Origin of the sequence: Leptolyngbya sp. Heron Island J, assembly GCF_000482245.1 — a bacterium.
In the GTDB taxonomy this organism is placed as follows: Bacteria; Cyanobacteriota; Cyanobacteriia; order Phormidesmidales; family Phormidesmidaceae; genus Leptothoe.
The window spans coordinates 54,200-68,321 of record NZ_AWNH01000036.1 but is presented as its reverse complement, the minus strand read 5'-3'; the positions used below and the strand labels follow the sequence as shown (position 1 = coordinate 68,321).

The window sequence follows — 14,122 nt, the reverse complement described above, 5'->3', positions numbered from 1 at the left end:
CAGGAAAATGAGACTAGCCATTTATATTAAGGAGTTCAATACATAAACATCTTATTTTGCTAAATATGAGTAAAAAAGCCTTTAGAGAGATTACTGTGTTGATAACTAGGTTTGGGTATTCATCTTCTTTTATCATCCTATTCTGTATCTCCAGAAGGTCGCCTAACCACTCTTCACGTTCATCTGTGGATAGTAGATATCCTAGCGGTTTGCCAATCCACTTATAAGACCAGAGCTGGCTGGGTGAGTTGTAGACAGTTATTGTCTCTACTTTTTGTCGGGCACTTGAACTGTATATCCATAATATTGAACCGCTATTGGTGTGTATCACACGATAAGTATCTACAAGATCGCCTAACCTTTCAATTTCTTCATGAAATACTTTTTGTATATTTTCCTCTTCCTTAAAAGCCACCAATTTTCTAACCAGTCTTCCATTATCTATCTCTTCAAACCCTTCTACTTCTATTTTTTCCATTTCCTAGATCTTCATCCCCTACTGATTTGTGAAAACAGGTTTAAAGCCAAGATGGTTAACTTGCTCCACCCAAACCTTATGTGCGTCGATACTGTATAGCGCATAACAGCCAATTTTGAGCGATTTTCTTCATAGCGCATCTTGGCTTGTTTTTCTCGTAAGTCGCCCAACCATTCCTCACGTTCGTCGGAAGACAGGAATATGTTTCTCAACCTTAGGGTTCGAACTTTGAGAAAGGATTTTAGTGCCTTAAATCCTGCTAGTGCAGGCTCTGGATGGTCACGGATGATTCGCCATAGTCCGATGAATGTAACGATCCCCATCATAATCATGATGATCGCTCCTGCTGCCCAACCTATTAAAATTGCTACTTCTGGTGACATTCTTAAATACTCCCGACTGGTTGAGAGTAAGCGTTTACAGCAGCTCTGATAGCTCTTGTTTCAGTTAGCATGCTACGACCGACACCAGTAAGAGAGTAGTATCTCCGTCTAGCACCTTCACGAGCTTCTGTTGACTCGCCCCATTCAGATTTGACGAACCCTCTAGACTCAAGTCGCTTCAATATTGGGTAGAGAGAACCTACAGGTATTTTCTTTTTCCCATCTGTAGCTTTGTCAATTGAATCGGATATTTCAAGCCCATACAGTTGTCTAAATTCGATAACGCTCATTATCAGCTCTTGTGTATTAGATAGATCTGGTTGTTTATTGTGCATGTCTGTGGTGGTGGTGATGGTGGTGGTAGTGCTGGTGACTTTCTAGTCGACAGCTAGTTTAGATAGGTAGATTTTCAATGCTGTATTTACGACCGTTAGGTATATTACGATTGTAAGATAAATGTTTAATTTTGTGCCAAGTTATTTTCTAGGACGGTCAAAACTCTATCTCAGTCTCGTGAGCGCCTAGCCTCAGCTACTTAGCTACTCAAATGCTCTCTGCCATCAATCCAGCGCTACCCGCTCTAACTTTTGGCAAGCCTGAAACGGTCATTGAAATCGAGAAGCCGATCACAGTCATTCTTGATGCTCATGGACGAGCCGAAAAATACGATCCAATGGAAAGGAGGCACTGGATAAGCGTGGGACTCTCCTGAAACTTCCTACGCCAGCTATGGAGCAGTTCATTGAGATCGCACAGGAACGAGGGATAACTCGGGGCGAGCTACTGCGGGAGGCGATGTTGGAGTGGTTGGCGGGGCAGAGCGGCGGCTCTGAGGACTGAGGCGAAAAACCTTAAAACCACTGGACCGTTTTTCTGGGTAATTGCAATATTTTTGCTATCTAAAACTAACTTATCTGGGTGAGGCAAAAGCCCCCAAACAAGTCTTGAAGCCATTGAAACGCTTGAACGGAGAGGGAGGGATTCGAACCCTCGGAACCTTTCGGCTCACTCGATTTCAAGTCGAGCGCAATCGACCACTCTGCCACCTCTCCAGGTAAGACAGCTTGCTGACAAGCGCCAGAAGCATCAGCTATGCTAGCCCAAATTCATCACTACGTCTAGAGGGGTGTTAGTTTTTGGGGTAGAGCCATAGAGATATTCTGCAGATACGATTGTGTCTGTGCTATTGACCCAAACCAAACGGACTGTCTGGACAAGGCCCTGGTGCAGTGTTACCAGGGTAAAGCTGCGATGCCAGCCACTGTTGGTTTCAATCACCCGAGGCACCTGGGCTCCGTTGATATACACCGTGCCGTAGTTGTCTACGACTAGACGCTCTCGCAGTCGAGTTTTGTCATGTCTGAGTTCATGGTGCATATGGCCAAAGGTGACCAGAGAGACATGGCGGTTTGATTGCTGGGCATGTGCGATCGCAGCGGCAAAATCCGGGTCACCATAGTCACCCCCACTACGTTTCCAATCTCGACCGCAAATATGATGGATCTGATCACCTAGACCCGCTGGACCGTTGTGTCCCAAAAAAATCAGCGTGTTATGTTCTGCAGTATCTATAGAGGTACAAATCTTGGCAGTGGAGTCTTCAAAGCTGGAGACGTCATACCGCTCTCGATAAAACCGCTTGTGACGCAAGTTAGCTCCACCCCAGCTAAAAGGACGTGCGCCAATCACAGTGAGATTACACTGAGGCACCTCCAGTTTGTCAAAGCCAACATGACATGATCCTAGGGCTTCTAGCTGCTGCTGGACGCGATCTTCTTGGGTGTGATCATAGGGACACTTTTTGCGGTTCTGCTTACTGGCGGTGTACCAGGCGTCGTGGTTACCTAAAATAACCGCCTTGGGTACTGATACCGCCGCTACCTGACGCACAATGTCGATCGCTTCATTGCCAAAGTCACCGACAAACAGTGCCAGATCTACAGCCAGGGCCTCTAGGGCTTGAGCATCGGCGCGGCTCCACTGGTCATGGACATCGCCAATAATGGCGATTGTGGCTGACTGGTGGGCAGACTGATCGGCCGATGCGGGGGAGATTGCGTTAACTCCAACTTTATTTGCCTCTATCGGCGTCATAAATCGTTGTTTAATCTAAATATGTTCTGATTGGTCCAAGGTACATTTACTTCCTATGACCCAGCTGATTATTTTTACCGACCTCGACGGTACGCTCCTCAACGGTGAGACTTACGATTATGGGGTGACCGTGCCCATTATCCAGCAATTAAAGGCACTAAAGATACCGGTTATCCCCGTGACCAGTAAAACGCGAGCTGAGGTTTCCACGCTGCGTCAAGACGTGGGGCTGAGTGATCCATTTGTCACTGAGAATGGTAGCGGTATTTTTGTTGAAATTAATCATAATCCCTTTAATCAATCGCCCGGTGAACAAAAGGAAGGCTATTACGTAGTGGATTTAGGCTGTCCCTATGTGCAAGCTAGGGCCGGTTTACGGGTGATTGCCAACGAGCTACACCATTCTCTATTGGGGTTTGGTGATATGACCATTACGCGGCTGCAAAAGTATACGGGGCTCTCAGCTAAAGACGCCCAAGAAGCGAAGGCCCGTGAATTTAGCGAACCGTTTATCACCCCCAAAGCGGTTACTTCTGAACAAATAGTGGCTGCGGTTGAGGCGGTAGGGTTCAAAGTGGTAGTGGGTGACCGATTTTCCCATCTGATTGGTCCTGAAGCTGGTAAGGGCAATGCGGTCAAGCGTCTGGTTGCTCTTTATCAAAGCATTTTGTCTCCAGGGGAAACCATCGTCACCATTGGTCTGGGCAATAGTCCCAATGACTTGGCCATGTTGGACCATGTTGACTATCCGATTGTGTTGCCGGGCAGTCAGGGCCCCCATCCTCAGCTGGGCGATCGCGGCTGGACTATTGCACCTTCACCGGCTCCCCAGGGATGGGTTGAGGCGGTAATCGCTATTTGTCAGCAGTTTGATGTTGAGCTCAAGGGCTAGAACGTTAATAGCTTGGCTCATCTGCACGCGGTCTGAGTTAAAGCGGGCATGGGCAGAACTGTTCAAGGCTAGTGCTCTAAAATGATCGCGCTAATATCAAAACTTGCTCCTGGCTGTTAAGGGCAAAAGATTGGCTGACATTTATGGTTAAAATAACTATAATTAAGTCACCCATAAATAAAATTCAAGACCAAAACTAGCGAGTGAGTTCATCTCCATGTTCACAACTGCATCAGCACCAGCTACTGGGCTACCTAAGGACTTATTTGGGGCGATTGAGATCTTAAAACAAGAACTTAATGCCATTGTTTTGGCCCACTATTATCAGGAGCCAGATATTCAAGATATTGCTGATTATATTGGCGACTCGCTGGGACTTTCGCAGCAAGCTGCAGCTACTGATGCCGAGGTGATTGTGTTTGCTGGGGTTCACTTTATGGCTGAGACGGCGAAAATTTTGAACCCTAATAAACTGGTACTGTTACCAGATCTAGCGGCGGGCTGTTCACTGGCTGATAGCTGTCCACCGCCAGAGTTTGCCCGGTTCAAAGCGGCTCACCCTGATCATATTGTGGTGTCTTATATTAATTGCACCGCTGAAATTAAGGCGATGAGCGATATTATCTGCACCAGCTCCAATGCTGTCAAAATTGTGAATCAAATTCCGCCGGAGCAGCCGATTATTTTTGCCCCTGACCGTAATTTGGGGCGTTATGTGGCAGCTCAGACTGGGCGTGATTTAGTGCTATGGCAAGGCAGCTGCATCGTCCATGAAACCTTCTCGGAAAAGAAGATGCTGCAGCTAAAGATGGAGCATCCCAATGCTGAAATTGTCGCTCACCCAGAGTGTGAAGCAGCGATTTTGCGCCATGCCAACTTTATTGGATCAACAACCGCTCTGCTCAAGTACGTGGAACGCAGTGAGACTGAGCAGTTTATTGTCGTGACCGAGCCTGGCATTATCCATCAGATGGAAAAGCAACTACCTTGTAAGCTGTTTATTCCTGCACCCCCTGATGCTAACTGCCAGTGTAATGAGTGTCCTCATATGCGACTAAACACGTTGGAGAAGCTCTATCTGGCGATGAAAAATCGCACTCCAGAGATTACCCTACCGACTGACATTCAGCAGAAAGCGCTGTTGCCGATTCAGCGGATGTTGACTATGAGTGCTTAAGCTCTCTTGAATACCATCGGAGGACAAACAGCCCTGCCCTCCCTAAACGCTTAAATGTTCTCGGAGCTGATAGGTCAACAAATCCACTACATTGCTTCCCTTCGCTTGGTTTTGTCCTAGCGCTGTTTGGGCGGCTTGCTCAATTCGCTGGACGGTTCCAGCTGGCAAGTTGAGCAGAGCGACCAGCTGTTGATAGGTAGCTTGTTCATCTTGGTTGATCAGGTCTTCGTCTGGGGTGCGGGCACTGGCGCTAATGACTTCGTAACCCAGGCGTAGGACAAACTCTTTTTCGGCTTCGGTGGTTAGTTTGGGGACCAGCTCGTCTAGGGGAATATCCTGGACTAGATAGCCTTGGAGTTCTTGTTTGATGGCAGTCTGATATTCAGGGTTAGTGGCAAAAACCTGACTCAGGCGGGTAACCATGACATCAGCTTCTTCTTTGGCTAGATTGCCATCAGCCCAGGCTAGTGCTAGCACAATGCGTAGCAGGTTCATCTGACGAGGTGTAATCGAAGGAGGCAGTTGGGTACCCATGGTGTTCAGTGCGGCACGGCATCTTAAGTATCTGCCTAACTTTCAAGGACACCTTGGGACAACAAGATTTTTTCAATATGTTGCAATGATCTGTAATCAGAGGGCTGAGAAGTTGGCATTAGGGAGTGGGAAATCATTGCCCTGTTGCTTTTCCCTGCTACTTCTGGACCTACTACTTCTGGGCTAGCTGTGCCAGTTGGTTAAATCCCTTTAACTGCAGTGTTTGCCCATCTTGGTCAGTGGCCACCCAGTCTTTTTCATGCAGCTTTTCCATAATTTTAGCGGTATCCTCTTTGGGGATATCAGCAATGGCGGCCAGGTCGTCGATGGCTAGGTTGAAAATTTCTGGCACCGTGTCTTTGTGACTGCCATAGGCTTCGGCCAGGGCTGTGAGGGTATGGGCTAGCTTGATGGCAGCTGGCTTACGTCGTCGCTGAAAGTGGCTATTGGTATGGCGCAAGCGCTGTACCATCAGCTGCAGCATCCGGTGGTGTAGATGGTGATCTTGGAACAGCAGGTCGATAAAGTGTTGGGCTGGAACACTCAGCAATTTGACGGGCGACAGGGCGACGACATCGGTAGAGCGGGGGGATTCGTCAAGGATGGCCATTTCGCCAAAAAAATCGCCCTTACCGAGTACGGCCAGGGTCACGTAGTCACCACCAGTATCGTGGCGGACTTTAATCCAGCCAGCCACAATCAGATAAATGGCATTGCCCCAGGAGTCTTCCATGAGGACGGTGCGACCGGCTGGATAGCTAAGTTCGGTGGATGCGGATAACAGACCTGTTAAGGTGTCGGGATTTGCGGCATTAAAAAGAGGAAAGAGTTCACTTAGGAGATCAGGCCGCATGGACTTTTTCAGGTTAAGTGTAGTCATATAGTAGATCTACGCGTGGGCAGCAGTGGCACAAAAAACAGGGTGGGGGAATTTTCTTAGATACTCGCTGTATTTGTTAAAAAATCGATAAAGTTGAACAAATACTTAGGTAGGTTTACGCAAATAGCTGCTGAGCGCTAACATCCTTGAGTTTTGGTTGTCAGTGTGGTGATGGGGTAGGTTATCTGTCATAGTTTACCCAGCCTGTTGGAGGGACACACCTGACGCCGGATGTCGCGGCCATGTTAGCGAGCTAGTGGCTGTAAGCTGGCTGCCCAAATATACAGCTGACCTGGAGCGACATCAGTATATTTAAGGAATTTATTAGCTGCTTAAGCACACTAACACAGCTATATTACTGCTCCAGGCCGATATCTTGATGAATGCGATCGCAAAAAAAATTCCCAATGAGCTCTAAGGGCTCATTGGGGGACAGAAAACACACACGTATCAGAGAATGAAGAAAAGAGGGGAACACAAACCAGCTCTATGTCAAGCGAGAAAAATGGTGTGATTTCTCACTAATTCATTCGTTTAATCGATATACCCACAGTCTAGTGGCCGTCAGCGCTAAGCGTTTAAGCGATATAGCTGATTTTTGCTGGAGATAACGGCTGAACTATTAAATCTATTTAATCTAAAGGTGTTTTTCTAGCGTAGTGCTAAATTCACTGTAAGGTTTTACGCCAATGACGATATCCACCTGCTCGCCTTGTTTGAAGTACAGCACAGCAGGAATGCTCTTGATGCCAAAGCGTTTGGCAACAGGTTTATTATTGTCAATGTCAAGCTTAGCGACGGTGATTTTATCGCCATACTCTGTGGCGAGCTGATCCATCAGCGGGCCAACCAACTTGCAAGGGCCACACCAGGAAGCCGTAAAGTCGATAACAGTTAAGGGGTTACTGGTGATGAGGGTGTCAAAAGCGGCTTCATCGGTGATGTAGTCGGCAGCCATAGCTAGGAAATGCTCCGAGTGGATGGGATAATGCGCGATCGCAACATTCATCATAACCACAATCGGGCACATTCACCTAATCACAGTTAATCGCAGGTTTTATCTGTAACATCCCTGCAGAAGAATTGGCTCTAGCAGTGGAGGTGACTGCTAGAGCGCTCTTAAACCTGCCCCCGTTAAATAGCCACGAAGTTCACCAGTTTACCGGGTACCACAATCACCTTTTTAATCTCTTTACCGGCAAGATGTTTTTGGGCGATGTCAGAATCGCGGGCATACTGCTCTAGCTCATCTTTGCTAGCGCCTGCTGGGACTGTGATGGTACCTCGGGTTTTGCCTTTGATTTGGATCACTAAGGTAATCTCATCGGCCACTAGAGCACTGGCTTCAAACTGTGGCCAGCTTTGACGATGGACCGATTCGCTAAAGCCCATCTGCTGCCAGAGCTCCTCAGCCAGGTGCGGGGCGAAGGGCGCTAATAGCAATACCAGGGTCTGAATACCCTCAGCATAAATGTCGCTGTCTAGCTGTTTGGCATCTTTGAGGGCGTTGCTCAGCTTCATTAGTTCAGAAATCGCCGTGTTGAACTGATAGCCTGCTTCTACGTCCTCTGATACTTCTTTAATGGCGGTATGGATGGCTCGACGCAAGTCTTTGTCGACTTTGCTGAGGTTGCTGGCATCAATGTCGGTAATCCGGGGTTGGTGACCCTGGGATTCAGTAAACCCGGTAACTAACAGCCACATGCGGTTGAGGAAGCGAAACTGACCCTCAACGTCGGCATCGTCCCATTCGAGATCTTTCTCGGGAGGGGCTTTGAAGAGGATAAACATACGGGCGGTGTCCGCGCCGTATTTACCTAGCACGGCTCGGGGTTCGACGCCGTTGTACTTCGATTTGGACATTTTTTCGTAGAACACCTGGAGGGGGTCGCCGGTCTCAGGATCTTTGGGCTCATTGAGGTCGGCAATGTCGCCTGGGGCAATGTATTTGCCAGTGGTGGGGTTTTTGTAGGTGATCGCCTGCACCATCCCCTGGGTCAACAGCCGCTGGAAGGGTTCGTCGATGGAGACGAGGTTGCGATCGCGCAATACCTTAGTAAAAAATCGCGAATACAACAGGTGCAAAATCGCATGCTCAATCCCGCCCACATACTGATCAACCGCTAGCCATTCATCCGCCGTGTCCTTGGCAAACGGCAAGGCTTCGTTTTTGGCATCGGTATAGCGTAAGAAATACCACGATGAGTCGATAAACGTATCCATTGTGTCGGTTTCTCGCTTTGCATCGGCACCGCAACTGGGACACTGGCAGTTGACCCAATCGGCCATCTTCGCCAATGGAGACCCACCGCGAGCGCTAAACTCCACATCTTCTGGCAAAACTACCGGCAGCTGGTCGTCGGGTACTGGCACCGTGCCACAGCTGTCGCAGTAAATCATCGGAATCGGCACTCCCCAGTAGCGCTGGCGGGAAATCAACCAATCGCGCAAACGATAGTTGGCCGTGCCTTCACCCTTGTTGTTATCTTCGAGCCACTGAATCGCTGCGGGCACACTTTGACCCTCGCCTTTACCGGCGGCAATCCCATCAAGCGGTCCCGAGTTCACCATCACCCCATCGTGGGGATAGGCGACTGCCATGGTGGCCGCGTCCAAGGTTTCATCCTCAGGCTGCACCACCACCTGGATGGGCAAATCAAACTTCTTGGCAAACTCAAAGTCCCGCTGGTCATGGGCCGGTACTGCCATAATCGCACCGGTGCCATAGTCCATCAGCACATAGTCCGCAATCCAAATGGGAATCTTCTGGTCGTTAACCGGGTTGATGGCATAGCTTCCAGTCCATACGCCAGTTTTCTCGCGATTCTCAGCCGTGCGGTCCATTTCGCTCATGCCTGCTGCCATCTCCTGGTAGGCCTGAATGGCATCCACCTGGTCAGCGGTGGTGAGTTTTTCCACCAAGGGGTGCTCTGGCGAAAGCACCATAAAGGATGCGCCCCAAAGAGTATCTGGACGGGTGGTATAGATCTTGATCTCGTCACCAGTTTCAGTGGTAAACACCACATGGGCTCCAGTGGATTTGCCAATCCAGTTGGCCTGCATCAGTTTCACTCGTTCGGGCCAGCCATCGAGCTGATCTAGATCGGTTAATAGCTGATCGGCATAGTCCGTAATTTTGAGAAACCACTGGCGTAGCAGCTTACGTTCTACCTTGGCACCAGAACGCCAGGAGCGGCCTTCACTATCTACCTGTTCATTGGCCAATACGGTTTGATCAATGGGGTCCCAGTTGACGGCGGCTTCTTTTTGGTAGGCCAACCCGGATTGATAAAACTGCAAAAAGATCCACTGGGTCCAGCGGTAATAATCGGGGGAACAGGTGGCGACTTCCCGCTCCCAGTCATAGGAAAGCCCCAGCTCTTGGAGCTGCGATCGCATCTGACCAATATTTTGATACGTCCACTTAGCCGGGGGAATCCCCCGGTCAATGGCCGCATTCTCTGCTGGTAGACCAAAGGCATCCCAGCCCATGGGGTGCAACACGTTATACCCCTGCATCCGACGCACACGGGCAATCACATCGGTGATCGTATAGTTGCGCACATGCCCCATGTGCAGGTTGCCAGAAGGATAGGGGAACATGGACAGGGCATAAAACTTTTTCTGCCCTGGGGTACCAGGTGTCTTATCTAGACCCTGTTCAGCCCATTGCTGCTGCCACTTTTTCTCGATGTCTGCCGGATTGTATCGAGATTCCACGTTTGGTTTCCCCTTCCTAATTAATTAAAGATGTTCTGTTAGATACATCTGCGGTTGCTTGATTTCAGCAACCTTGCAGAATTGCATGATCAATTCTAGTCGTCTGTTGTCCATCTGGATGGCATTAGTCAGGCATTCAACCCTAAAAACCGTCATAAAAAATGACACGGTTTTCTAGGCTGACGCCGCCAGAATTCGCTATCAGCTATATAAAATAGGCATTAACTACAGCTCTAGAATGAATCGATGAATCTGAGCAAAGCATTACTGTGGGCACTGCCGTTGAGTCTGTTGAGTAGTTTGGGGAGTGTCGCATTCGCCAGAAAAGCCGACTTAACTATTTTGCCGGCCCTAGACTCATCCGTAACTGGCTGTCCTGAAAAGCTAGTGGCCTATGAAACGCCTCGACCCTATTCTCCCGGTGGATATGCAACGGACGGCATGATTCAACTGGCCGAAATTGCGACGGATATCAGTGTGGCCCAGGCAGATGATTTGAGCGTTGTTTGGGTGGGCACCCTCAAGCCTGAGTATGCTGACTGCGAAGCAACAGCCGGAATTTCTACCCTGGATGGTGAAGACTTCCAGGGACATTCCTATCTTCGAGTTCAGCTGAGCGACGGCAAAGCCAGGGCAATTTTGGATATGACTGGCATGAGCGATCCCAATGGATTTACCTCTGTGATCATTTTTCAGGGTATGCGTGAGGGCAATCCACGCTGGGCCTGGGGTGGTACAGATTAGCAATGACAGCAAGCATACAAGACTCGATCTCGGACGCTGCCCCCAGTTTTGTCCCCGAGCATATTCAAGAGCGCCGTACCGTTGTTTTTCTCGTTCTAGCAGGGTTGTTTCTGGGCACGTTGGGAATGTTAAACATTCTCGGCATCAGCCGGTTTGTCAACGTTTTCACTTGGAAAGATTTTGCAGTGACGGTGGCGGTTGGAGCCTTGCCCTATCCACTGACATTTTTGTGTACTGATTTAATCTCAGAGCTGTATGGGCGTCAGCGTGCCAATCAGGTGGTGTGGGTAGGACTGTTGCTTAACCTGTGGATCATTTTTATTGTCTGGCTAGGCGGTGTTTTACCTGGCTTCGAGACAATTGATCCAATCACAGGAGAACTCGTAAGAGATGTCGCCGGACGCTTACCTGTTTTTTTTGAGATTCGCAACCTGACATTTGGAGCGGTCACCGCTTCGATGGTGGCCTATCTAACTGCTCAATTTGTCGACGTGCAGCTGTTTCACTTTTGGAAGGAGCTGACCCAGGGCAAGTATCTGTGGCTGCGGAACAACGGGTCAACCTTGGTGAGCCAGCTGGTGGATACCTCAGCTGTGGTCCTGATTACACACTTTTTTGCCGGTGTCTTGCCCATTGATCCTGACCAAGAGTTATGGACTCAGCTACTGTTATTTATTGCCTATGGCTATGGCTTTAAGCTGGTGGCGGCACTGTTGGATACGGGGCCATTTTATCTGTGCGTTTACTGGTTATCCAAGTATCTGCATCTAGAGTCTGCCGTGTTTGACTCATCAGTTGATAGGCCATCCATCCCCTTTAGATAGCTATGGCGGACCCGCTAGCCATATTCAATCCTGAGGCTCATAGACTTTTACTAGCCTTTGAGCTGTTTGAGCAAACCTACGGTACACGCTCGTCTGAATTGGAGAGTCAGGCGACGCTGGCAGCCTTAGCTATAGGGATGGGGATAACCGACCCAAACTTTGATGTCTTCATCCAACAGTTGGACCATTATCGCCGTCAGCTCGATGGTTTACAGCAGTTAGAGGCATCCGTTGAGGCTACGAGGCAAGTTGTTCCAACAGCGATCCTTCAACAGGCTAAAACCCGTTTAGCTTCTCTAGAAGCAAGGCTTATCCTGAGAATTCGCACCTATTTACAACGGGTTTCGTCAAAACTGTCAGCCATGGAATTTGTCGTATTGACCAAAGCGGCTGTTGCTCTCCTAGAGGATGCTCGACCGGAATTAAACGTCAGTCTGGTTGAGCGCAAACACTTGTTGTACGTCGTGCTTCGAACCTTTGGGACTCAGTTATCTCAACCCATCCCTGTCTTAGGTGAACAGGTACCCAAAGGAGTGACCAGGTTTGTGGCTCGACTGGTGCGATATCAAAAAATAATGCGCACTGATGGAGTCAGTGCTGTCTGCGCTCAGTTAGTCTCCCTATCGCCAGAGAATAGACTTCAGCACCTCAGTCCTGACGTAATTCGTCACGTATTTAAAGCTCACAACATTATTGTCGAGCCTGCTTTAGATAGCCAAGACAGTCTAGGCGACTTCATAAAGGCGCTCTTGTTTGAAAGCCAGCTTCAAACTCCGTCCGCAGCCAAATCGGAGCTGGCCATCGCCCAACAAATCAAGCAAGCAATTACCGAGTTTAGAGCTAAGTATCATGCCATTACCGAGATCACTCAGCCCCAATGGGAGGACGAACTGTCAGTGAGTAGTGTCTTTTTTACCTCCGGCAGTTTTGCCACTGCTAGTAATGAATTCAGCGGGTTATCCCACAATCAAGCTGAAAAAACTTCAAAAGACGAAACAGATGCTTAGCATTTTGTTTTATGTCTCTACAAATAAAAGATTCTTAACAATAATCTGAACCAAAACTGTCAGATTAGCCGACTCAAATCCAGGTCAGCTGTGGGTAACCCCAGGAAGACAGAGGACAGTTCCGATTTGAAAGCTAGTGGCCTTCATGGTTGTTATTCCTTGCATCAACCCTTGAATAAACATGCAACCCTTTTAACAGCAAGGGGGTTGGATGTTGGCGATATTTTGCTTTTTGATCGATATTTTATTGAATTAGACCCTAAAACTTGATTTAAGCATTTATAAAGAGTCTGGGAAGTCTGAGAGAGCTATTGGAGCTTTCTTGAATTTTTATGGTGCTTTTTAAGTCATTTTTCTGCCTTAAACAATTGTCAATACTCTATCCAACACTCCGCTTATTGCCCACAATGGCCCACAGATATGGTCGCTGAGACCACTCACCCAAAGGAGACAACGAGCGTGAAACTCTCGGTCTATGGAAAAGGCGGCATTGGCAAATCCACCACCAGCTGCAACATCTCTGTCGCCCTCGCCAAACGCGGCAAAAAAGTCCTGCAAATCGGCTGTGACCCTAAACACGACAGCACCTTTACCCTGACGGGTTTTTTGATTCCAACGATTATTGACACCCTGCAGGAACGGGATTACCACTACGAAGATATCTGGCCTGAAGATGTTATCTACCAGGGGTATGGCGGGGTTAGCTGTGTAGAAGCTGGAGGACCTCCTGCTGGTGCTGGCTGTGGTGGCTATGTGGTGGGTGAAACGGTCAAGCTGCTCAAGGAACTGAATGCCTTTGATGAGTATGATGTCATTCTGTTTGACGTGCTCGGCGATGTGGTCTGTGGTGGCTTTGCTGCCCCCTTAAACTATTCCGACTATTGCATGATCGTCACTGACAACGGCTTTGATGCCCTGTTTGCAGCCAATCGCATTGCGGCATCGGTCAGGGAAAAAGCTCGCACCCATCCGCTCAAGCTGGCAGGTCTGATCGGCAACCGTACTTCTAAGCGAGACCTGATTGATAAGTACATCGAAGCCGTACCCATGCCGGTTTTGGAAATTTTGCCTCTGATTGAAGATATCCGCGTCTCACGGGTGAAGGGTAAAACCATGTTTGAGATGGCTGAGTCTGACCCATCCCTGGAGCCAGTGTGTCAGTACTATTTAAATATTGCTGATCAGCTGATTGCGCAACCTGAGGGTGTGGTGCCTAAGGATGCGGCTGATCGTGAGCTATTCTCACTGCTGTCAGACTTCTATCTCAACCCGCCGGCAGCGGCTCCTCAGCAAAATGAAATGGACCTAATGATGGTTTAAGTCAACATTCTCTGGTTGATCCGATAGGTTGCTAACCCTTTATTCCCTTTGATTTTCTCAAAAGACTGG

The 14,122-nt window shown here is 48.7% G+C and carries 15 protein-coding genes and 1 tRNA gene; 7 read left to right on the top strand and 9 right to left on the bottom strand.

Features of this window, described 5'->3' with window-relative positions; translation table 11 throughout:
* Positions 1-13 precede the first annotated feature (13 nt).
* The 3 genes from N836_RS49740 to N836_RS78190 are packed head-to-tail and all read right to left on the bottom strand — an operon-like array spanning position 14 to position 1,151.
* Positions 14-478 carry a hypothetical protein gene (locus N836_RS49740; protein WP_023072247.1) on the bottom strand — a complete coding sequence of 155 codons (465 nt, stop codon included), beginning with the start codon at positions 476-478 and terminating at the stop codon, positions 14-16.
* An 11-nt stretch (positions 479-489) separates the two neighbouring features.
* The gene (locus tag N836_RS49735) at positions 490-861 is read right to left on the bottom strand and encodes a hypothetical protein (RefSeq protein WP_023072246.1); all 372 of its coding nucleotides are present in this window, start codon (positions 859-861) and stop codon (positions 490-492) included.
* Positions 862-863: 2 nt separating this feature from the next.
* On the bottom strand, positions 864-1,151 hold the full coding sequence (locus tag N836_RS78190) for a PadR family transcriptional regulator (RefSeq protein WP_023072245.1): 288 nt from the start codon (positions 1,149-1,151) through the stop codon (positions 864-866).
* 373 nt (positions 1,152-1,524) lie between these two features.
* On the opposite strand from N836_RS78190, the gene N836_RS75750 reads away from it, so the two are divergent.
* On the top strand, positions 1,525-1,701 hold the full coding sequence (locus N836_RS75750; RefSeq protein WP_327058692.1) for a ribbon-helix-helix protein, CopG family: 177 nt from the start codon (positions 1,525-1,527) through the stop codon (positions 1,699-1,701).
* 127 nt (positions 1,702-1,828) lie between these two features.
* Here the strand turns inward: N836_RS75750 and N836_RS49725 are convergent.
* Both N836_RS49725 and N836_RS49720 read right to left on the bottom strand, forming a co-directional pair.
* Positions 1,829-1,913 (bottom strand) — tRNA-Ser (locus N836_RS49725).
* 43 nt (positions 1,914-1,956) lie between these two features.
* Positions 1,957-2,955 carry a TIGR04168 family protein gene (locus tag N836_RS49720; protein ID WP_023072242.1) on the bottom strand — a complete coding sequence of 333 codons (999 nt, stop codon included), beginning with the start codon at positions 2,953-2,955 and terminating at the stop codon, positions 1,957-1,959.
* A gap of 55 nt (positions 2,956-3,010) precedes the next feature.
* Between N836_RS49720 and N836_RS49715 the strand changes: the two genes are divergently transcribed.
* Positions 3,011-3,847 carry an HAD-IIB family hydrolase gene (locus N836_RS49715; protein ID WP_023072241.1) on the top strand — a complete coding sequence of 279 codons (837 nt, stop codon included), beginning with the start codon at positions 3,011-3,013 and terminating at the stop codon, positions 3,845-3,847.
* A gap of 217 nt (positions 3,848-4,064) precedes the next feature.
* Complete coding sequence (gene nadA / locus N836_RS49710) at positions 4,065-5,024, top strand: quinolinate synthase NadA (RefSeq protein WP_023072240.1); 960 nt, start codon at positions 4,065-4,067, stop codon at positions 5,022-5,024.
* Between the two features lie 42 nt (positions 5,025-5,066).
* On the opposite strand, the gene N836_RS49705 is transcribed toward nadA, so the two are convergent.
* From N836_RS49705 to leuS, 4 genes are all read right to left on the bottom strand, one after another.
* Positions 5,067-5,558, bottom strand: a complete 492-nt coding sequence (locus N836_RS49705) for a tellurite resistance TerB family protein (RefSeq protein WP_023072239.1) — start codon at positions 5,556-5,558, stop codon at positions 5,067-5,069.
* Positions 5,559-5,730: 172 nt separating this feature from the next.
* The gene (locus N836_RS49700) at positions 5,731-6,438 is read right to left on the bottom strand and encodes a Crp/Fnr family transcriptional regulator (protein WP_235071076.1); all 708 of its coding nucleotides are present in this window, start codon (positions 6,436-6,438) and stop codon (positions 5,731-5,733) included.
* A 637-nt stretch (positions 6,439-7,075) separates the two neighbouring features.
* Positions 7,076-7,450: a thioredoxin gene (trxA, locus tag N836_RS49695; RefSeq protein ID WP_235071080.1), complete on the bottom strand. Its 375-nt coding sequence runs from the start codon at positions 7,448-7,450 to the stop codon at positions 7,076-7,078.
* A gap of 122 nt (positions 7,451-7,572) precedes the next feature.
* A complete protein-coding gene (leuS, locus tag N836_RS49690; RefSeq protein ID WP_023072236.1) occupies positions 7,573-10,158 on the bottom strand; it encodes a leucine--tRNA ligase in 2,586 nt (861 codons plus the stop codon).
* A gap of 246 nt (positions 10,159-10,404) precedes the next feature.
* Between leuS and N836_RS49685 the strand changes: the two genes are divergently transcribed.
* From N836_RS49685 to bchL, 4 genes are all read left to right on the top strand, one after another.
* A complete protein-coding gene (locus tag N836_RS49685; RefSeq protein WP_023072234.1) occupies positions 10,405-10,902 on the top strand; it encodes a hypothetical protein in 498 nt (165 codons plus the stop codon).
* Positions 10,903-10,904: 2 nt separating this feature from the next.
* The gene (locus N836_RS49680) at positions 10,905-11,726 is read left to right on the top strand and encodes a queuosine precursor transporter (protein WP_023072233.1); all 822 of its coding nucleotides are present in this window, start codon (positions 10,905-10,907) and stop codon (positions 11,724-11,726) included.
* 2 nt (positions 11,727-11,728) lie between these two features.
* Positions 11,729-12,733 carry a hypothetical protein gene (locus N836_RS49675; protein ID WP_023072232.1) on the top strand — a complete coding sequence of 335 codons (1,005 nt, stop codon included), beginning with the start codon at positions 11,729-11,731 and terminating at the stop codon, positions 12,731-12,733.
* Positions 12,734-13,192: 459 nt separating this feature from the next.
* The gene (gene bchL, locus N836_RS49670; protein WP_023072231.1) at positions 13,193-14,053 is read left to right on the top strand and encodes a ferredoxin:protochlorophyllide reductase (ATP-dependent) iron-sulfur ATP-binding protein; all 861 of its coding nucleotides are present in this window, start codon (positions 13,193-13,195) and stop codon (positions 14,051-14,053) included.
* The last annotated feature ends 69 nt before the right edge of the window (positions 14,054-14,122 follow it).